At 70.9% G+C, this 19,101-nt stretch carries 20 protein-coding genes; 8 read left to right on the forward strand and 12 right to left on the reverse strand.

Annotation, left to right across the window (positions count from 1 at the left end; all coding sequences use genetic code 11):
- Window positions 1-49 precede the first annotated feature (49 nt).
- Window positions 50-1,072, reverse strand: a complete 1,023-nt coding sequence (locus tag ACFKCF_RS21145; protein WP_394495912.1) for a suppressor of fused domain protein — start codon at window positions 1,070-1,072, stop codon at window positions 50-52.
- A 104-nt stretch (window positions 1,073-1,176) separates the two neighbouring features.
- Here ACFKCF_RS21145 and rlmN point away from each other — a divergent pair, with 104 nt between their 5' ends.
- Window positions 1,177-2,277: a 23S rRNA (adenine(2503)-C(2))-methyltransferase RlmN gene (rlmN, locus tag ACFKCF_RS21150; protein ID WP_394495914.1), complete on the forward strand. Its 1,101-nt coding sequence runs from the start codon at window positions 1,177-1,179 to the stop codon at window positions 2,275-2,277.
- 23 nt (window positions 2,278-2,300) lie between these two features.
- Here the strand turns inward: rlmN and ACFKCF_RS21155 are convergent, their stop codons facing one another.
- The 3 genes from ACFKCF_RS21155 to ACFKCF_RS21165 are packed head-to-tail and all read right to left on the reverse strand — an operon-like array spanning window position 2,301 to window position 4,445.
- Entirely contained in the window at window positions 2,301-3,008 is a 708-nt protein-coding gene (locus tag ACFKCF_RS21155; protein ID WP_394496060.1) for an SGNH/GDSL hydrolase family protein, read from the reverse strand.
- 37 nt (window positions 3,009-3,045) lie between these two features.
- On the reverse strand, window positions 3,046-3,717 hold the full coding sequence (locus tag ACFKCF_RS21160) for a hypothetical protein (protein ID WP_394495916.1): 672 nt from the start codon (window positions 3,715-3,717) through the stop codon (window positions 3,046-3,048).
- The gene (locus ACFKCF_RS21165; protein WP_394495918.1) at window positions 3,714-4,445 is read right to left on the reverse strand and encodes an ATP-binding cassette domain-containing protein; all 732 of its coding nucleotides are present in this window, start codon (window positions 4,443-4,445) and stop codon (window positions 3,714-3,716) included. Before ACFKCF_RS21165 ends, ACFKCF_RS21160 begins: the two co-directional genes overlap by 4 nt.
- Before the next feature lie 117 nt (window positions 4,446-4,562).
- Between ACFKCF_RS21165 and ACFKCF_RS21170 the strand changes: the two genes are divergently transcribed.
- A complete protein-coding gene (locus ACFKCF_RS21170; RefSeq protein ID WP_394495920.1) occupies window positions 4,563-5,084 on the forward strand; it encodes a DivIVA domain-containing protein in 522 nt (173 codons plus the stop codon).
- Here ACFKCF_RS21170 and ACFKCF_RS21175 read toward each other — a convergent pair.
- Window positions 5,081-5,728 carry an HAD family hydrolase gene (locus tag ACFKCF_RS21175; protein WP_394495922.1) on the reverse strand — a complete coding sequence of 216 codons (648 nt, stop codon included), beginning with the start codon at window positions 5,726-5,728 and terminating at the stop codon, window positions 5,081-5,083. The two genes, ACFKCF_RS21170 and ACFKCF_RS21175, sit on opposite strands and share 4 nt — an antisense overlap.
- Before the next feature lie 19 nt (window positions 5,729-5,747).
- Here ACFKCF_RS21175 and ACFKCF_RS21180 point away from each other — a divergent pair, with 19 nt between their 5' ends.
- Window positions 5,748-6,230: a GNAT family N-acetyltransferase gene (locus tag ACFKCF_RS21180; protein ID WP_394495924.1), complete on the forward strand. Its 483-nt coding sequence runs from the start codon at window positions 5,748-5,750 to the stop codon at window positions 6,228-6,230.
- Window positions 6,231-6,395: 165 nt separating this feature from the next.
- Here the strand turns inward: ACFKCF_RS21180 and ACFKCF_RS21185 are convergent, their stop codons facing one another.
- Together ACFKCF_RS21185 and ACFKCF_RS21190 are read right to left on the reverse strand one after the other, a co-directional pair.
- Window positions 6,396-7,934, reverse strand: a complete 1,539-nt coding sequence (locus ACFKCF_RS21185; RefSeq protein ID WP_394495926.1) for an FAD-dependent monooxygenase — start codon at window positions 7,932-7,934, stop codon at window positions 6,396-6,398.
- Complete coding sequence (locus tag ACFKCF_RS21190) at window positions 7,931-8,389, reverse strand: hypothetical protein (RefSeq protein ID WP_394495928.1); 459 nt, start codon at window positions 8,387-8,389, stop codon at window positions 7,931-7,933. The genes ACFKCF_RS21185 and ACFKCF_RS21190 overlap by 4 nt, the downstream gene beginning before the upstream one ends.
- 64 nt (window positions 8,390-8,453) lie before the next feature.
- On the opposite strand from ACFKCF_RS21190, the gene ACFKCF_RS21195 reads away from it, so the two are divergent.
- Window positions 8,454-9,050: a PadR family transcriptional regulator gene (locus tag ACFKCF_RS21195; protein WP_394495929.1), complete on the forward strand. Its 597-nt coding sequence runs from the start codon at window positions 8,454-8,456 to the stop codon at window positions 9,048-9,050.
- On the opposite strand, the gene ACFKCF_RS21200 is transcribed toward ACFKCF_RS21195, so the two are convergent.
- The 5 genes from ACFKCF_RS21200 to iolC form a co-directional block, all read right to left on the reverse strand.
- Window positions 9,001-10,041, reverse strand: a complete 1,041-nt coding sequence (locus ACFKCF_RS21200; protein ID WP_394495931.1) for an AI-2E family transporter — start codon at window positions 10,039-10,041, stop codon at window positions 9,001-9,003. The two genes, ACFKCF_RS21195 and ACFKCF_RS21200, sit on opposite strands and share 50 nt — an antisense overlap.
- Window positions 10,042-10,102: 61 nt before the next feature.
- Entirely contained in the window at window positions 10,103-11,947 is a 1,845-nt protein-coding gene (gene iolD, locus ACFKCF_RS21205; protein ID WP_394495933.1) for a 3D-(3,5/4)-trihydroxycyclohexane-1,2-dione acylhydrolase (decyclizing), read from the reverse strand.
- Window positions 11,944-12,783 carry a 5-deoxy-glucuronate isomerase gene (gene iolB / locus ACFKCF_RS21210; RefSeq protein ID WP_394495935.1) on the reverse strand — a complete coding sequence of 280 codons (840 nt, stop codon included), beginning with the start codon at window positions 12,781-12,783 and terminating at the stop codon, window positions 11,944-11,946. Before iolB ends, iolD begins: the two co-directional genes overlap by 4 nt.
- A complete protein-coding gene (locus ACFKCF_RS21215; protein ID WP_394495937.1) occupies window positions 12,780-13,685 on the reverse strand; it encodes a deoxyribose-phosphate aldolase in 906 nt (301 codons plus the stop codon). Before ACFKCF_RS21215 ends, iolB begins: the two co-directional genes overlap by 4 nt.
- Complete coding sequence (iolC, locus tag ACFKCF_RS21220) at window positions 13,682-14,620, reverse strand: 5-dehydro-2-deoxygluconokinase (RefSeq protein ID WP_394495938.1); 939 nt, start codon at window positions 14,618-14,620, stop codon at window positions 13,682-13,684. Before iolC ends, ACFKCF_RS21215 begins: the two co-directional genes overlap by 4 nt.
- A gap of 265 nt (window positions 14,621-14,885) precedes the next feature.
- On the opposite strand from iolC, the gene ACFKCF_RS21225 reads away from it, so the two are divergent.
- The 4 genes from ACFKCF_RS21225 to ACFKCF_RS21240 are packed head-to-tail and all read left to right on the forward strand — an operon-like array spanning window position 14,886 to window position 19,060.
- Window positions 14,886-16,280 (forward strand): extracellular solute-binding protein, encoded by a 1,395-nt coding sequence (locus tag ACFKCF_RS21225; protein WP_394495940.1) that lies wholly within the window; start codon window positions 14,886-14,888, stop codon window positions 16,278-16,280.
- Window positions 16,255-17,181: a carbohydrate ABC transporter permease gene (locus tag ACFKCF_RS21230; RefSeq protein WP_394495942.1), complete on the forward strand. Its 927-nt coding sequence runs from the start codon at window positions 16,255-16,257 to the stop codon at window positions 17,179-17,181. Before ACFKCF_RS21225 ends, ACFKCF_RS21230 begins: the two co-directional genes overlap by 26 nt.
- Window positions 17,178-17,996 (forward strand): carbohydrate ABC transporter permease, encoded by an 819-nt coding sequence (locus ACFKCF_RS21235; RefSeq protein WP_394495944.1) that lies wholly within the window; start codon window positions 17,178-17,180, stop codon window positions 17,994-17,996. Before ACFKCF_RS21230 ends, ACFKCF_RS21235 begins: the two co-directional genes overlap by 4 nt.
- Window positions 17,996-19,060 (forward strand): ABC transporter ATP-binding protein, encoded by a 1,065-nt coding sequence (locus ACFKCF_RS21240; protein WP_394495946.1) that lies wholly within the window; start codon window positions 17,996-17,998, stop codon window positions 19,058-19,060. Before ACFKCF_RS21235 ends, ACFKCF_RS21240 begins: the two co-directional genes overlap by 1 nt.
- Window positions 19,061-19,101 lie beyond the last annotated feature (41 nt).

Here is a 19,101-nt window from a genome sequence, read left to right on the forward strand (position 1 = left end):
AGCTACGCCGACGGTTCACCTACACCCTTTGAGGAACGCAGCACACTAGCTACCGCTGCTGCGCCTGCAGCGTCTCGGTGGTGACCGGCGAGAGCCAGAGCCACCGTACGGCCTCACCCCCGAACGCGAATCCCGACATGTCGGGCATGTGGGGTGCGTTGGCAAGCATCAGGACCCCCGAGTACCGCGGCCCCAGCGGGAACGTCGAAGGCTCGTGATACCACTTCGCCGTGTGCCCGTGGCCGAGCCACGTGACCGAGTGCCATGGATACTGCGACAGCCACACCAGCAGCAGCGCCGCGTCGCGCGGATCCTCGCGGGTGGCCACGGCCAGCTCGATCCTGGCGTACGCGCCCGGCTTGTCGATCCACTGCTCGACCGTGGGCATGCGCTGGCAGCTCATCCCCACCGTGGACAGCACGGTGTAGGCGCGGCCCTGATGCGGCGGCCGTTCGGTGATGCCGACGGTCGGCAGCCGATCGCCGCTGGCGTCCCAATAGCGCCCCGCGGGGCCGAGCGCCCCGTCCAGGTGCCCCATCACGAACTGCTGGAACGACGGCCACGACCCCTCGCTGTGCCGCCAGTCCCAGTAGGACCTGGCGTTGGAGATGCGGGGCTGCAACCCTTCGAGCGCCTCCGACAGCGCCCACGCGAACGGCGACTCGCCCACCGCGTCGCGGGCGTAGCCGGGCATGCCCCTGCTCATGTCGGCCCAGCCGGGGATGACCGCCAGCAGCTCCTCGTCCTCGTACAGGGCGACCCCGTCCCCCTCCTCGAACCAGAGGGCGGTGAGCTGGCCGAGCGGCCTGCGGCCGTCCGGGTGGAGGGTGTTGGCCCTGGGCATCAGCGGTGGCAGGCCGGCGTTGAGCCGGGCCAGGTCGACCAGCGCCGGCGCGGGGCGATGGTTGGCGAGCCAGACGGCGCCGTGCACCGCGCCGTCGGGCGAGCACAGGTAAGCTACCGAGGAGTCCTCGTCACGCTCGACCACGAGCGTCCGGCTGCCGTACGGGTTACCGGCGGCGAGAACGACCTCGGCGCCACCCTCGCCAGATGCCGACCGAAAAATCGCCATACGAGATGACTGTAGATCCGGGGTATCCATGACGCGAGGAATGCCACCTCCGATCCGAACGTTCACTACCCTGATTGACAGCCACTCAAAGCAAAGGCAGGAACGTGTCCCAGCCCCCAGGCCAGCTCACCTTTGTCGCGCCCCGGCGGGCCAAGCCCGCACGGCACCTGGCCGACCTGTCGATGGCCGACCGGCGGGCCGCGGTCACCGAGCTGGGCGAGAAGGCGTTCCGCGCTGACCAGCTTTCGCGCCACTACTTCGAGCGCCTCACCACCGACGTCGGCGCGATGACCGACCTGCCGGCGGCCTCCCGCGAGAAGCTGGCCGCGCTCCTGCCCGACCTGCTGACCTCGGTCAGGGAGCTGACCACCGACGGGGGCACCACGCGTAAGACGCTGTGGCGGCTGTTCGACGGGGCGCTGGTCGAGTCGGTGCTCATGCGCTATCCCGACCGGGTCACGATGTGCGTCTCCTCGCAGGCCGGCTGCGGCATGAACTGCCCCTTCTGCGCCACCGGCCAGGCGGGCCTGACCCGCAACATGTCCACCGCCGAGATCGTCGAGCAGGTCGTCGCCGGCGCCCGGGCGCTGGCGGCCGGCGAGGTGCCCGGCGGGCCCGGCCGGGTGAACAACGTCGTGTTCATGGGCATGGGCGAGCCGCTGGCCAACTACAAGCAGGTCATCGGGGCAGTGCGGCGGCTGGTGGAGCCCGCCCCGCACGGGCTGGGCATCTCGGCGCGGGGCATCACCGTCTCCACCGTCGGGCTGGTGCCCGCGATCGGCAAGCTCGCCGACGAGGGACTGCCCGTCACGCTGGCGCTGTCACTGCACGCGCCCGACGACGAGCTGCGTGACACGCTGGTGCCGATCAACACGCGGTGGAAGGTGGCCGAGGTCCTCGACGCGGCGTGGGCGTACGCGGCGAAGACCAAGCGGCGGGTCTCGATCGAGTACGCGCTGATCAAGGACATCAACGACCACGAGTGGCGGGCCGACCTGCTGGGCAAGCTGGTACGGGGCAAACTGGTGCACGTCAACCTGATCCCGCTCAACCCGACGCCGGGGTCGAAGTGGACGGCTTCCCGGCCTGAGGACGAGCGGGCGTTCGTGCGGCGGCTGGAGTTCCACGGCGTGCCGGTGACGGTGCGCGACACGCGCGGCCGCGAGATCGACGGCGCCTGCGGCCAGCTCGCGGCCGCCGAATAGCCACCCAGCCTCCGCGACCCGGACTAATGGGGGGCGATCGAGCGGGCGGCGAAGCCCTCGATCAGATCGGCGATCATGGCGGCGCCCCGGCTGTTCAGGTGGATGTTGTCCGTGGTGAGCTGGAGGCCGCGCCCCCTGGAGATGGCGTCCAGGCTGCGGCCGAGCAGGAAGTGCTGCATCGCGGCGGTCTGTGCCAGCCGCCCCTCCGCCTGATAGCGGGTGCCGGGAGCCCGGCCCCGCTCCTCCAGGTACGCGGTCATCCGCTCGTTGAGCGGCAGGTACGTGACGCCCTCGGCCGCCGCGCCCCGCCGGACGATCTCGCTGTACTCGGCGGCCCGCCGCGCCGGGACCGAGTCGAGCTCCTCGCCGATGACGGGCAGGGAGAGCAGCGCCACGCGGGCCATCGTCTCGTCCTGGAGACGGCGGGCGATGGTGGTGAGGTTGGCGGCGTAGGACTCCGGTGCGGGGTCCGCGGAGAGCTTCCAGCGCTTGCGTAGCGTCTTGAGGAGTTTTCCGCTGAGCGTGGAGTTCGCGTCGTTCGTGCCGATCAGTACGGTCACCACGTCGGGGTCCTGGCCCACGACGTCGTCGAGCCGCTTGACCGTCTCCGACGACGGCTCGTAGTTGACCCCGGCGTTGATCACGCTCGCCTCGGGCAGCCGCGAGCGCAGCATGGCCACGTAGTCGGCGCTCACCTGTGCGCGGGTGATGCTGTCACCCAGGCAGATCATTTTCACCGTCGTCTCCTCTAGGGTGAGTGAGTGCTCACTAACGTACCCTACGCCGGAGCCACACGTACGCCCCCAGGCCGATCAGGCACCAGGCCAGGGAGATCGCGCCGAGTTCGGGGAGCTGGTCGAGGAGGTGACCCGTGTTCGCCGCCTTCATCCAGGCGATGAGCGGGACGGTGAGCCAGTGCAGGGAAGAGGAGCTGAGCAGCAGCATCGCCAGGAACCCCAGCACCAGTCCCATGATCGAGAGCGCGGGGGAGCGGATGACCGCGCGGCTGGTGAGGGCGCCCAGCGCGGTGCCGGTGAGCGCGGCCAGGGCGTTCAGGGCGATCGCGGCGGCCAGCACGCCACGCGACGGAGCCTGGCTCACGCCGAGCAGGAGCGCCGCGCCCATGCTGAGCGCCGCGAACCCCGCGCACGTGGCGAAGGCCGCCATCAACCCCGCCGCCACCTCCCTGCCCCGGCCGCCCACCTGGATGGCCGACAGCTCCCGCTGCTGGTCGGGCTCGGTGTCGAGGAGGCTCCTGGTCGCCCAGGCCAGGATGGGGATGATCAGTACGGCGCCGTCCGTGAGGGCCGCGGCCTCGCCGCCGCGCGGCGCCCGGCTCCCGTAGACGATCGCCAGCATGGCGAAGGCCAGGAGGAGCGCCTGGAACATGCGGTGCGAACGGATGTAGGCGGCCAGGCGGAACGTGGCCAGGGCGATCATCCGGACTCCTCGATCTCGCGGGCCAGGTAACCCTCGCCGCGCATCCTGGCGAGGAAGTCGGTGAGCTCGGACGCGGGCACCGTGACGGCCACGACCGTCTCCCTCTCCTCGACCGGTTCGAGGCCGGGTGCCGTCGTGCTCTCCTTGAGGCGGCCGTCCACCAGCGACCAGTGGCGCATCCCGGGCAGGGAGCGCAGGCCGCCCTGGTGGTCGCTGACGATGACGATGCCGCCACGGCGCGCCACCTCGCCCGCGATCGAAGGGAGCGCTTCACGGGTGTCCACGTCGAGCCCCGCGAACGGCTCGTCCAGGATCAGCAGTCCCGGCTCCGCCATCAGCGCCTGGACCAGCCCGACCTTGTGCGCGCTGCCTTTCGACAGCTCGCCCAGGGAGACGGTGAGGAGGTGGTCCATGTTCAGGCGCTCGGCCCACGGCTCCCAGCGGGCGCCCCCGCGTACCCGGGACATGTGGCGCAGATACGCCGTGACCGTGAACGGCTGGGCGGTCGGGAAGCGGTCGGGAGCGAAGCCGACCACCTCGGGACGGTCGGCGACCGTGCCGGTCGTGGGCCGGGTGAGGCCCGCCAGGAGGCGGAGCAGCGTCGACTTGCCTGCTCCGTTCACGCCGGTCAGCTCGATCACGTCGCCGGGGGCGAGCTGGGTGTCGACGTCTTCGATGACGAAAGGTTCACGTCTTCGGTAGCGGAAAGAGACCTTGGACAGACGCATGGTCCTGTAACGCTATATGTCGGGTCGCATCACCCACATAAAGAGCCTCACAATGGAGACACCCCCAGCACGTTCTCAAGAGGAGTGGGCTTGAATCGCTTTCCGCGCGTCATGGGTATGCGTTCAGGCTATGACCCCGCCGAAGTCGACGCCCTGATCGGCCGGATCGAGTCGACCCTGGGCAGGGGCATGCCCACTGTGGAGCCCGTCAGCGCGGACGACGTGCGACGGGCCACGTTCCGTGCCAAGCGTGGCGGCTATGTCGAGACCGCGGTCGACTTCGCCCTGGAGGCGTTCGTGGTGGCGCTGGAGACCCAGGCCAAGCGGCCGGTACGGCTGGCCATGGCCGAGCCGACCGGCGAGATGCTGCGCGAGGAGTGGTTCGAGACCCAGGCGGCCCGCGTCGAACGGGTGGCCTTCCGCCCGGGTCGCATGGGCACCGGCTACAACGAGGACGAGATCGACGCCTTCCTCGACCGCATCGTCGCCACCCTGCGCGGGACGACCGACTTCCCGGTGACGGCGAAGGAGGTGCGGGCGGCGAAGTTCTCGACCGTGCTCTTCCGCTCCGGCTACCTCATCGCGGACGTGGACTCCTTCCTGGCCGGCATCGCGGACGTGCTGGAGCAGCGCCGTTAGGCGTTCTCGACCACGGAGAGGAGCCCGCCGAGGTCGGGCAGCAGCTGCTGGATGATCTCCTCGTCGGCGGGCCGCTCGTGCTCGCGGTTGATCCACACGCGCGGGATGCCGAGACGGTGGGCGGGGACCATGTCGTGGAAGTAACTCTGCGCCACATGAACCCATCGATCCGGTTCGTACGAGCGCCTGAACGTCTCGAAGTGCGCGTCGGCCGGCTTGTACGCGCCCACGTCCTCCGACGTCAGCACCGCGTCGAACGGCACGGGCAGCCGCCGCCGCGTCTCGGCGATGAGGTCGCGGTCGCAGTTGGTGAGCAGCGCCAGGCGCCAGCCGGCGTCGCGCAGCTTCGACAGCTCGGTGCCCACGTCGGGGAACACCGGCCAGTACGGGAGCGTCGTGCCCAGCACAGAGGCGCTGTCCTCGTTGAGCTCCACCTTCTCCTCGGCGCAGGCCCTGCGCAGCGCCTCGGCCAGCACATGGCGGTAGCGGAGCGTCGGGGACTCGGCCTGCACGACGTGCTCGTACCGGTTGTACGCCTCCAGCAGCCGCGCCCCCTGGCCCGGAGCGATCAGCTCGGCGCTGGTGCGGATGCCGTGCCGCCAGTCGACAAGTGTTCCGAAGCAGTCGAACGTTACCCATCGCATAGATCTCATAATGAGGGACATGGCGATATCCGTGCGTCCCATCGAGCCGCAAGATCTCGCGAGCGTCACCCGGGTGCTGACCGGGAGCTGGGGCGGCTCGACCGTGGTGGCCCTGGGCCGCGGGGAGCTGATCGACGCCGCCGCGCAGCCGGGCTTCATCGCGGAGATCGACGGCGAGCCGGCCGGGGTCATCACTTACGCCCGGCGTGGCGACTCCGTGGAGATCATCACGATCGACGCCGTGGTGCCGGGCAAGGGGGTGGGGGCGGCGCTGCTGGACGCGGTACGCGCCGTCGCGGCCGAGGGCGGGGCGGCCAGGCTCTGGCTGGTCACCACCAACGACAACACGCACGCCCTGCGGTTCTACCAGCGGTACGGCTTCGACCTGATCGCTCTGCGCCGCAACGGGGTGGACCGGGCGCGCGAGCTCAAGCCGGGGATCCCCGCCGAGGCCGACGGCATCCCGATCCGGCACGAGCTGGAGCTGGAGCTGCTCCTCTGACCCCCGCTTCCCGCGGCGGGCCGGTGAGGGTCGGCGCGCGGAGCCGGCGCGCCGCGGCCGTTGATGGACGGGGCCCTCGTTGAGGCGGAGCGTGGTCGCTGGGGGGCATTGAGCGGTGGGGGGTGCCCTGGGCCGGGGGCGGCTCGCCGGTGGGATCGGGCGGGGTCAGTGGAGGATCTGGTGGAGGGCGGTTGTCAGGCGGGTCGCCGGATCGTCCTCGCTCGCCGGATCGTCCGAGCGCCAGGCCACGTAGCCGTCCGGGCGTACCAGGACCGCGTCGCAGCCGTACCGCGACTCCCAGCGACCCTCGACGTCCACGAGCTCGGACCCCACCCGGTACACCCGCACGCCCTCGACCGCCGTCCCCGCCCACTTCTCCCCGCCGGGCCCGCACAGCAGCACGAACGAGTCGTGGAACAGGTCGTGCACGCCGATCCGCCGCCCATCCAGAGAGAGCCAGAGGTGCGGGGCCCGGGTCCCGGGGCGGGCGTGCTGTGACACCCCGTCGCCGAACACCGACTCGGGCAGGGTCCCGGCCATCGCCGTGGACGCGTACCGCTGCCCGAGCACGCACGTGATCGGGTCGACCGGGTCGTCCTCCGGGTTGGGGCTGAACCTGGCGGCCTGGCTGCGCACGGTCAGGTCGGCCAGCTCCAGCGCCACCGGGCGGCGCTCGGCCTCGTAGGTGTCGAGCAGCGCGTCGGAGGCCCGCCCCGCGAGCACGGCGGCGAGCTTCCAGGCGAGGTTGTGCGCGTCCTGGACGGCCGAGTTGGCGCCCAGCCCCTGGGCGGGCGGCCACACGTGCGCGGCGTCCCCGGCGAGGAAGACCCGGCCGGAGCGGTACCTGTCGGCCACGCCGACCGCCTCCGTCCAGGACGCCTTGCTGACGATCTCGACCGGTACGTCGCGGCCGATGACGGCCTTGGCCGCGGCGACGCAGCGCTCGTCGGTGAAGTCGTCAGGCGACTCCTCGTCCGGGTCGTAGAGCAGGGACAGACCCCAGTGGTCGCGCAGCGCGTGGGAGACGAACGCCGCCGAGGCGGTGCCGCCGGGTTCGCCGACGATCCAGAACAGGGCCCGCTTGGTGATGATCTCCGACAGGTCCGCCTTGAAGACGAAGGTCACGAAGTGCCGCAGGGGGCCGAGGCCGGTGCGGGCGATGCCGAGCCGCTCCCTGATGGCGCCGCCGTAGCCGTCGGCGCCGATCACGTACCGGGCCCTGATCGTGTGCCGCTCGCCGGTGGCGCGCTCCTCCACCACGGCCGTCACGCCGTCGGCGTCGGGCTCGATCGATCGGCACTGCGTGTCGAACCACAGCTCCGCACCGTTCGCGCGGGCGGCCTCGATCAGGATGGGCTCGACCGTGCTCTGGTCGGCCAGGCAGTACTCGCCCGCGGTCAGCTCGGGCAGCGCCCGCGGGGACTCGTCACCGAACAGCCACTGCCACTCGCCCGCCAGCGTCGCGCAGCGGGCCACGCCGGCCTCCTCGTCGAAGGGCCGGCCCGCCTCCTTCACGCGCTCGTCCAGGCCGAGCGGCCGGTAGATCTCGAGGGTGCGCGGGTTGATCCCCCGGGCCCTGCCGAGGAGCGAGGCGCCGGCGTGGCGGTCGACCAGCAGGCAGGGCACGCCCTGGTGGGACAGGAAGAGCGCCGAGGCGAGGCCGGCGTAGCCGCCGCCGACGATCAGGACGGGGGTCTGCTTCATGACGCCCTCTCCAGGCTGCGCGCGGGGTCGTCGACGCTCGGGTGGGTGCCGTTCCTGTGGGCCTGGCGGACGTCGCGTACGTACTCGGGGGACAGCATCGCGGTGATGATCGCGACGCCGCCGCGGCGGACGCGGATCTCGCTGCCGGCGGCCCTGCCCACCAGGCGGATGCGCCGCGCGGAGCCCTCCGCGGGCGCCTGGTGGTCCTTGACCTGGCCCCTGCCGCTCCAGCGCAGGTCCCGGTGCTCGACTGTGGCGTCCTCGGGGACCAGCAGCTTGACCACGCCGTGGTCGAGGTCGAGCCGGAGCTCGATCTCGGCGGGCAGGCCGGGGGAGCGCAGATCGACGGTGGTCTGCCCGTAGCGGGTGCGGACCTCGAAGCGGCCCGCGGTGGTCCAGTTGCCCAGACGCCGGGTGACGGCGTGATCGGTGTGGATTCGCTCGATATCGCTCATGGCTTGATAGTTGCAATGAAACTAGTTTCTCGTCAACTAGTAATTTTGAGGCTAGTATTGGCCCATGGCTCTGGATCGCGGCTCGCCGCTCGCCCTGACCGTGCTGGCCCTGCTGCGCCACCAGCCGCTGCATCCGTACGGGATCCAGCGCCTGCTCAAGCAGTGGGGCAAGGACCTGGTGGTCAACGTGGGCCAGCGGGCCGGCCTCTACCGGACCATCGACCGGCTGCTGGAGGCAGGCCTGATCAGCGTCAGGGAGACGGAGCGCGACCAGCAGTACCCGGAGCGCACGGTCTACGAGCTCACCGCCGAGGGCGAGGCGGCGGTGCTCAAGTGGCTGGACGAGATGCTGAGCACGCCGAAGCAGGAGTTCCCCCAGTTCCCGGCCGCGCTGGCCAACGCGCTCATGCTCTCCCCGGAAGACCTGGCGGCGGCGCTCGAGCGGCGCGAGCGGGCGGTCGCCGAAACGCTGGCCGGGCTGGAGGCGGGCCTGGCGGCCGAGTCCGACCTGCCGCGCGTCACCATGCTGGAGATCGAATACCTGCGCGAGGTGACGGCCGCGGAGACCCGATGGCTGCGCGCGGTCATCGACGACCTGCGGGCCGGGCGGCTCACGTGGTCGCGGGAGTCGCTGGAGGAGGTCGCGGCGGAGCGAGAGTGACCGGGCCGGGCTCGGCCCGCGGCCTGCGCAGCAGCGCCACGACCACCGCCGTCACCGGGGCCGCCAGGAACGCGCCGATGATCCCCGAGATCAGGCCGCCCACCGCGATCGCCACCAGGATGACCGCTCCGGGCAGTTCGAGGGCCCTGCCGTAGATCTGGGGCGCCAGCACGTGCCCCTCGATCTGCTGCACCGCCACGGTCACCCCGACCACGATCAGCGCCACCAGCCAGCCCTTGGCCACGAGCGCCACCACCGCGGCCAGCAGCCCCGCCATGAACGCCCCCACCACCGGCAGGAACGCCCCCACGAACGTCAGCACCGCCAGCGGCAGCGCGATGGGCACGCCCAGGATCCACAGCGCCATGCCGATGAAGAACCCGTCCACCGCGCCCACGATCGCGATCCCGCGGACATAGCGGCCGATCACGGAGAAGATCAGGCGGCCGGTCTCGGTGATGCGCGGCCTGGCCGGAGCGGGCGCGAGGTCCACGAACCAGTGGAAGAGCCGGTCGCCGCCGTGCACGAAGTACACCGACAGGACGACCGCCACCGCCGCCCCCACCACGATCTCGCCCGCCGTCCTGACCCCGGCCAGCGCGCCCGTGGTGATCTGGCGGCCCTGGGCGGCCAGATACTCCTTGGCCTGCGCCGCGAGCTTACGCGGGTCGATCCCGAACCGGGCGGTCAGGTCGGACAGGTTGTCGAGCACCTTGCCGATGCTGACCCGCAGCTGCGAGACGCTCTCGATCGTGGGCGGCACCAGCAGCGCGATCAGCGCCCCGGCCAGCACGAGCCCGCCGACGAAGACGATCGCGGTGGCCAGGGCCCGGTTGAGCCCGCGTGACCTGAGCCAGCGGGCCGGGGGCAGCAGCAGCGCCGTGATGAACAGGGCGACGACGACCGCGATGGCCACCGAGGCGACGTGGGAGAGGCAGAAGCCGGCCACCGCGACCAGCGCGATCCACCCGAGCAGCCGCCACGGCCCCATCCCCTGCCCCCTATCGTGCCTGGTCAGAGGCCTTCCCCAGGGGAGCGGAGGGCAACCCTGGTCAGTCGGGCGGCGTCAGGTGGAGGCGCTGGGAGCGCTTGCTCTCCTCGTACGTCTCCCGCGCCGCGCCGGTCGTGCTGCCGGTCTCCGCGACCGGCACGTCCCACCACGCCTCGGAGGACGGGGCGTCGTCCGCCATCGGGTCGGTGCGTACGTAGATCACCGTGGTCCCGGTCCCCGAGCGGGCCTCTTCGAGCGCCTTGCGCAGGTCGGCGACCGACTCGGGGCGCAGCACCGCAGCACCGAGGCTGGCCGCGTTGGCGGCCAGGTCGACGGGCAGCGGCCCGCCGTCGCGATGCCGGTACGAGGTGCCGAGCCGCTCGGCGCCCACGCTCTCCGACAGACGGCCGATGGAGGCGAAACCGGAGTTGTCCACCAGGACGACCACCAGCTTGATCCCCTCGGAGATCGCGGTGATCAGCTCCTGGGCCATCATCAGGTACGAGCCATCGCCCACCAGGACGAACACCTCGCGCTCTGGCACCGCCATCTTGACGCCCAGCCCGCCGGCGATCTCGTAGCCCATGCACGAGTAGCCGTACTCGACGTGGTAGTTGCCGGGCCCGCTCGGCCGCCAGAGCTTGTGCAGGTCGCCGGGCATCGAGCCGGCCGCGCACACCACCACGCCGTCCTCGGCCGCCGCCGCGTTGACCGCGCCGATCACCGCGGACTGGGGCAGCGGAGAGCCCTCCAGCGAGTAGGCCCGGTCCACGGTCGCGTCCCACTCCCTGGTCAGCTCCGCGGCCCGCGCGCGGTAGTCGTCCGGCGTGCCCCTCCAGCCCGCGAACGCCTCCACCAGGTCCGCCAGCCCCTCGCGCGCGTCGGCGACCAGTTGCAGGCCCGACAGCTTGGCGGCGTCGAAGGCGGCGATGTTGAGGTTGAGGAAGCGGGCGTCGGGGGCGAAGATCGTCCGGGAGGCGGTGGTGAAGTCGCTGTAGCGGGTGCCGATGCCGATGATCAGGTCGGCCTCGCGGGCCAGGGCGTTGGCGGCCGTGGTGCCGGTGGCGCCGATCGCGCCCACGGCGAGCGGGTGCCCGTAGGGGAGCGCGCCCTTGCCGGCCTGCGTCTCGGCGACCGGGATGCCGTACGTCTCGGCGAAGACCCGCAGCTCCTCGGTGGCCTCGCTGTAGATCGTCCCGCCGCCCGCGACGATCAGCGGGCGCACGGCCGACTTGACGAGCTGGGCCGCCCGGAACACGGCGGCCCGCTCGGGGCTCGGCCTGGGCACGTGCCAGACGCGGCGCGCGAACAGCTCCTCCGGCCAGTCGTAAGCCTCCGCCTGCACGTCCTGCGGCAGCGCCAGCGTCACCGCGCCGGTCTCGGCCGGGTCGGTGAGCACGCGCATGGCGGCCAGCAGCGCCGACGGGAGCTGCTCGGGGCGGTTGATCCGGTCCCAGTAGCGCGAGACCGGCTTGAAGCAGTCGTTGACCGAGATGTCGTACGAGCGCTGGTCCTCCAGCTCCTGCAGCACCGGGCCCGCCACCCGGGTGGAGAAGATGTCGCCGGGCAGCAGGAGCACCGGCAGCCGGTTGATCGTCGCGCCCGCCGCGCCCGTGATCATGTTGGTCGCGCCTGGGCCGATGGAGGTGGTGCAGGCCAGGGTCGCCAGGCGGTTGCTGGCCCGGGCGTAGGCGGCGGCCGTGTGGACCATGGCCTGCTCGTTGCGGCTCAGGTGGTAGGGGAGGTCCTCGGTGGAGGTGGCCAGCGCCTGGCCGAGCCCGGCCACGTTGCCGTGGCCGAAGATGCCGGAACAGCCGCCGAAGAACCTGCGCTCCACGCCGTCGCGTTCGCTCCACTGCCGGGCCAGGAAGCGCACGACGGCCTGGGCGACGGTCAAACGCGTCATGAAGTCCTCCCGAAGGGCAGTCTCGGGTCTGTGGGCTGGCTTTCCCATGAGGAGCGGATCCAAGCGTGGCGGGGGTCGTCGCAGAAGGCCATCGAGCGTTCCTCCGCCGGGCCCGCCAGGACGTTGAGGTAGTAGAGGTCGTAGCCGGGGGCGGCCATGGCGGGGCCGTGGTAGCCGTACGGGACGAGGACGACGTCGCCCGAGGACACCTCGGCCAGGGTGTCGATGTGGCCGCGTTCGGAGGAGTAGACCCGCTGGTAGGCGTTGCCCTGGCCGGCTACCTCGAAGTAGTAGATCTCCTCCAGGACCGCCTCGCCGGGGTTGTCGGTGTCGTGCTTGTGCGGCGGGTACGACGACCAGTTGCCGCCCGGGGTGATGACCTCCACGGCCACGAGCTTGTCGCAGTCGAAGGCGTCGGGGGCGCAGAAGTTGTTCACCTGGCGGGTGGCCTGGCCCGCGCCGCGGATCTCGACCGAGACCTGGTCGGCAGGCACGTAGCGGGGCTCCAGGGCGCGCGTGGCGAGGGCGGCGGGCAGGGCGACGCGCCCGGCGCCCCGGAGGGTGACGTGGGAGCCGATCGGGACGTAGGCGAAGTCGCTCGGCCCGCTGAAGACCGAAGGCCGTCCCGTCAGCTCGAACGTCGCGGCGGAGGTGGTGACCGTGCAGGATCCCGACAGCGGGAGGACCAGCATCTCCTCGTCGCCGGTGTCGAACGAGACCGGCGTGTCCGCCAAGTCCACAATGCGCAGGCCCGAGTACGTCCAGCCCGCCAGGGACGGGGTGATCTCGACGGACCAGGGGCCGTTCGCGGCCTTGCCGAACGGAACGTATGTCATGCGCGGGTCTCCCGTACCAGTGCCGCGGCGTTGTCCACCGCTTTTGCGACGTCGTCATCCGGAGGGTAGAGCAGGGCCCGGCCCACGACGAGGCCGCGTACGCCGGGAAGGCTCAGGGCGCGCTCCCAGTCGGCGTAGGCGGCGTCGATGTCCGGCGGGTCGCCTCCGAGCAGCAGCGCGGGCAGCGTGGTGGCGGCCATCACGCGCTCCATCTCCGCCAGCGCCGGGATCTTGAGCCAGGTGTAGGCGGAGGTGGTGCCGAGCGCCTGGGCGACGCTGATCGCGCGGATCACGGCCTCGGGAGACAGGTCGTTACGCAAGGCCCCCGACTCGGAGCGCCGCGCCCAGAAGGGCTCCACCATGGCCGGCAGGCGGCGGCCGGCCAGGTCGGTGACGGCCCGGGCGCAGGACTCCAGGGTGGCCGCCGTGGAGGGGTCGGCCGGGTCGATGCGGAGCAGCATCTTGCCGCCGTCCAGGCGCATCGCCTCGATCGAGGCCGCGTCGAAGCCGGTGAAGCGGTCGTCCACCTCGAAGACCGAGCCCAGCAGGCCGCCCCGGTTCATGGAGCCGAAGGCCAGCTTGTCCTCCAGGGCGCCGAGCAGGAGCAGGTCCTCCATGACGTCGGGGGAGGCGAGGATGCCGTCCACACCGGGGCGCGAGAGGGCCACCTGGAGGCGGTCGAGCAAGTCGGCGCGGCTGGCCATGGCCATCGGCCGGTCGCGCACGCCCAGGGCGCCGCGGGCCGTGTGGTCGGCGGCGATGATCAGCAGCCGCTCGCCGTCGCCGGGCAGGCCGCGCCGCTGCCGCCGGGCCGCGGCCTCGGCGATCTCCTCCGGCCGGGTGGCCCGGATCTGGGTGAGCCGCTCGTAGCCGGAGGTCCTGGGCAGGGTGAGGTCGCTCAAGAGCCCGCTCCGTTCAGCAGGTCCTCGACCTCGGCCGTGGACGGCATGGCGTCGGCGCAGGCCAGCCGGGCGGCGACGAACGCGCCCGCCGCGTTGGCGAAGCGCACCGTCCGCTCCAGCGGCCAGCCGCGCAGCAGCCCGAGGCAGATCGCCCCGCCGAACGCGTCGCCCGCTCCGATGCCGTTGACCACCTTCACCTCCACCGGTTCCGCCACCACGCTCTCCTCGGAGGTACGCGCGAGAACTCCCTCAGGGCCCATTTTCACGATCGCGACCTTCACTCCGGCGTCCAGGAGCGCCTGCGCGGCGGCCTCCGGGTCGCGCACGCCGACCGCGTTCTCCACCTCGTCGAGGTTGCCGACCGCCACGTTCGCGTACGGGAGCGCCCGCCGCGCGGCCTCGTGGGCCGCATCCCGCGACTTCCAGAGCGACGGCCGCCAGTCCAGGTCGAACACGGTCCAGCCCGACGTGCGCGCCGACAGCGCGGCGGCGTGGGCGGCGGCGCTCGGCTCCTGGCTCAGCCCGGTCAGCGAGAACCAGAACAGGCTCGTCTCCGCGATGGCGCCGAGGTCGAGATGGGAAGGAGAGATCTGCAGGTCGGGCGGGTGCTCACCACGGTAGAAGTAGATCGGGAAGTGGTCGGGCGGGAAGATCTCGCAGAACGTCACAGGGGTGGGCGGGCCCTCCACGGTGCTCACGAAGACGTCGTCCACGCCGAACCCGCGGATCGCCCTGCGGACGAACTCTCCGAAGGGGTCCGCTCCCACGCCGGTGATCACGGCGGAGCGCAGCCCGTGGCGGGCCGCGGCGACGGCGACGTTGGTGGGGCTGCCGCCGAGGAACTTGCCGAAGGACTCGACGTCGGCCAGTCCGACGCCGGTCTGCAGCGGGTAGACGTCGACGCCGGAGCGCCCGAACGTGATCAGGTCGTACAAAGCACCTCCAGGAATGGAGCTTACCTGCGACACTATGGCATATTGTCATGACATACGGATGTCCGCTATGTAGCCTATTGTCCCTCCGCTCAAACCCTCCGCGCCTCACAACGCGCCGCTTCGGACGGTTAGGTCCCGGCCTGCCGAGGCAAAAACACAGCGTGTGAGCACTCTCCGTAAATTTGGCCAAGCCTTTACGTCATATGCATGTCATGACATATTGGCCCATGGCGTTACCTCCTTACGGACCTGTCGGAGGGTTTGCATGGCATTGCGGAAACGGTCGATGGGTGTGGTCGCGGTCATCACCGCGGCCGGGCTGGGGCTCGCAGCCTGCGGCCAGTCGTCCGGTGGCGGCGGAGGCGGCGACGCCGTCGAGCTGACGATCACCCAGAACGCCATCGCCGGTGGCAAGAACGCGGCCGGCGCCAACTTCATCGCGAACTGGGTGATCCCCAAGTTCGAGGCGGCGCAGAAGGCCAAGGGCAAGAACGTCAAGGTCAAGTTCGTCCCCAGCGGCGTCGACGACGAGCAGTACAAGACCAAGCTCTCCCTAGACCTCAAGTCAGGCAAGGGCGCGGACGTGATGGACATCGACAGCATCTGGGCCGGCGAGTTCGCCGAGGCCGGCTACCTCAAGCCGCTGTCGGACCTGGCCGGGGCGGACGCCGACAATTGGGACGGCTGGGCGCAGATCCCCGAGGCCGTGCAGGGCATGGCCACGTTCAACGGCAAGAAGTACGCGCTGCCCGTCGGCACCGACGGCCGGGTGCTCTACTTCAACAAGACGCTCTTCCAGAAGGCCGGGCTGCCGGCCGACTGGCAGCCGAAGAGCTGGCAGGAGATCCTCGACGCCGGGACGAAGCTGAAGTCCTCCGGCGTGCCCGTGCCGATCCAGATCAACGCCGGCACGGCGATGGGCGAGGCCACCTCCATGCAGGGCGTCCTGCCGCTGCTCGCGGGCGCGGGCGGCGAGGTGCAGAAGGACGGCAAGTGGGCGGGCGCCTCCCAGCCGCTGAAGGACGCGCTCGGCCTCTACCAGAAGATCTACGGCGGCGGCCTCGGCGACCCCAAGCTCCAGCAGGAGGCCAAGGGCCGCGACAAGTCGTTCCAGCAGTTCGCCGCGGGCAAGATCGGCATCCTGATGGAGGGCGACTACTTCTGGCGCGGCGTCGTCAACCCCGCGACCGGCGTGGCCAAGATGGCCGATCGCGACCAGGTCGTCGGCTATGCCATGATCCCCGCGATGGAGCCCGGCAAGGGCATCCGCGGCCAGGACTTCGTCAGCATGTCGGGCGGCGCGCTGCGTACGGTGAACCCCAACAGCAAGCACCCGAAGGAGGCCTTCGAGCTGGCGACCTTCACGCTCTCGCCGGAGGGGCTGAAGGAGGAGACCAAGGACGGCAACGTCCGCATCACGCCCCGCACGGACGTCAACAAGGAGATCCTCGCCGGTGAGCCGCTGCTGACCTACATCTCCGAGAAGGTGCTGCCGCTGACGGCCTACCGGCCGCCGGTGGCCGTCTACCCGCAGGTGTCGGTGGCGCTGCAGGAGGCCACGGCCGCGGTGGTCGGCGGCACGGCGCCCGACCAGGCGGCGGCCGACTACCAGAAGAAGCTCGAAGGAATCGTCGGTGGCCCTGGCAACATCGCCTCCTGAGGCCACCGAGGCCGCCGCGCCGAGCCGCTACAGCTCGGACGCGGCGGGCCTGGGCAGGCTGCGGGCAGGGGTCTTCGTGGCCCCCGCCCTGCTGCTCATCGCCGCGTTCCTGGTCTTCCCCGCGCTCTGGGTGCTCTATCTCGCCCTCACGAACTACCGCCTGACCGGCGCCGCCGCCGCGGAGCCGAAGTTCGTGGGGCTCGCCAACCTCATCGACGCGGCCGGCAACCCCGAGTTCTGGAGCTCCACCTGGCTGACCGTCGAGTTCGTGCTGGGCTCGGCGGTCATCGGGCAGGTCGGGCTCGGCTTCACCATCGCCTGGCTGCTGCGCGACCGGCGCGGGCCGCTGAAGAGGCTGGTCGAGGGCCTGGTCATCCTGGCCTGGATCCTGCCCGGCGCGATCGTGTCGTTCCTGTGGGTGGCGCTGCTCGACCGCGACGGCGGCACGCTCAACGCGCTGCTCGGCATCGAGGGCTTCGCCTGGCTGCTCGACCACCCCATGCTCTCGATCATCGTGTTCAACACGTGGCGCGGCACCGCGTTCTCGATGATGCTGTACGGCGCCGCGCTCGGGAACGTGCCGCCCTCGCACCTGGAGAGCGCCCGCCTGGCCGGGGCCTCCGGCTGGCAGCAGCTCAGAGACGTGGTGTTCCCGCACATCAGAGGGCACGTCCTGACCAATCTGCTGCTGATCAGCCTGTGGACGTTCAACGACTTCACCCCGTTCCTGCTGACCGCGGGCGGCCCCGACGGCAAGTCCGAGGTGCTGGCCGTGCACGTGTACAAGGTCGCGTTGCAGAGCGGCGAACTGGGTTACGGCGCCGCGGTCTCCGCGATCATTCTGCTGATCAACCTGGTCGTGGCCGTGTTCTACCTGCGGCTGCTCCGGAGTAGGAAATGACGCGTTTCGTGCTGGGCCGGATCGGCTTCTACACGCTGATCGCGGTGCTGCTGGCCTTCTTCACGATCCCGCTGCTGTGGCTGGTGACGGCGCCCTTCACCTCCGACCCGACCTACGAGGTCAGGGTCCCCGACTTCACCCTGGACAACTTCAGGGCGGTGGCCGAGCATCCGTACGCGCTGCCGTCCCTCTACAACTCCCTGGTGCTGTCCGTCGGCACGGCCGTGCTGGTGGTGCTCCTGGCCTCGCTGGCCGCGTACGCGCTGAGCCGGGTGCGGCTGCCCGGCCGGGACGTGCTGCTCTACGCGTTGCTGCTGCTGTCGTCGATCATCACGGGGACGGCGGCCATGGTGCCGCTGTTCCAGCTCGCGGTGGAGCTCAACCTCATCGACTCGCAGCTCGGGCTGATCCTCATCCTGACCGGCGGGCTGCTGCCGGCGGCGATCTTCATGCTCAAGGACTTCATGGACTCCACGCCGAAGTCGTACGAGGAGTCGGCGCGGGTCTTCGGGGCCACGCCGCTGCAGATCGTGCGGCACGTGGTCGTGCCCCTGGTGCGGCCCGGCCTGGCGACGGTCGGGGTCTGGGCGGTGGCCAACGTGTGGGGGAACTTCCTCATGCCGTACCTGCTGCTGAGCGACGTCGAGAAGCAGCCGGCGGCGGTGATCACCTACACCCTCTACACCGAGGGCGGCCAGGCCAACCTCAGCATGTTGTCCACGTTCGGCCTGCTGTACTCCGTCCCCGTGGTGCTCATGTACCTGTTCGTCAGCAAGAAGTACGGCTTCCGCTTCCACGGAGGGATCAAGCGTTAATGGCCGGAATCGAACTACGCGGGCTGACCAAGGTCTATCCCGGCGGCGTGAAGGCGCTCGACTCGCTCGATCTGGTCATCCCCGACGGCGAGTTCTTCGCCCTGCTCGGCCCCTCCGGCTGCGGCAAGACCACGCTGCTGCGCACGATCGCCGGCCTGGAGACCGCCACCGGCGGGGCCGTGGTCATCGGCGACCGGGACGTGACGGGCGTGCAGCCCGGAGGCCGGGACGTCGCCATGGTCTTCCAGGACTACGCGCTCTTCCCGCACATGGACGTCACGGACAACATCGCCTACCCGCTGCGCATCAAGAAGGTCGCCAAGGGCACCCGCCGCGACAAGGCCGCCGAGGTGGGGGCGCGGCTCGGGCTCGAACAGCTCATGGACCGGCGGCCGGGCCAGCTCTCGGGCGGCCAGCAGCAGCGGGTGGCGCTGGCCAGGGTGATGGCCACGCAGGCGCAGGCGTTCCTGTTCGACGAGCCGCTGTCCAACCTGGACGCCCGGCTGCGGCTGGAGGCGCGGACGTTCCTGAAGAAGCTCCAGCGCGAGCTGGGCGTCACCACCGTCTTCGTCACCCATGACCAGGCGGAGGCGCTGGCCATGGCCGACCGGATGGCCGTCATGGAAGCCGGGCACATCCGGCAGATCGGCACGCCGGTCGAGGTCTTCCAGCGGCCCGCGAACACGTTCGTGGCCGGATTCATCGGCTCGACACCCATGAACCTGCTGGACGGCGTCGTACGAGGTGACACGCTGGAGGTGGCAGGGTGCAAGGTGGCGGTCCCGGCCTCGGCCCAGGGACGGCTCTCCGACGGGGAGAAGATCGTGTACGGCGTGCGACCCGAATACCTGGCCTACTCGCCCGAGCCCGGTGAGGGCACGCTGGGCGGCAAGGTGGCCATCGTGGAGAACCTCGGCGCGTCCCACCTGGTGACCCTCGACGTCAACGACGTGACCGTGCAGGCCGTCGTGCCCGAGGGGAGCGAGCCCGGGATCGGCGACGACGGCTACGCGACGCCCCGCCGCGACCGAGCCCTCGTCTACCGGGACGGAGAGCTGGTGTGACCAATAGAAAAGGTGCGAAGCGGACTGCCGCTACGGTCTTC

Origin of the sequence: Nonomuraea sp. JJY05, assembly GCF_043496855.1 — a bacterium.
GTDB lineage: Bacteria > Actinomycetota > Actinomycetes > Streptosporangiales > Streptosporangiaceae > Nonomuraea.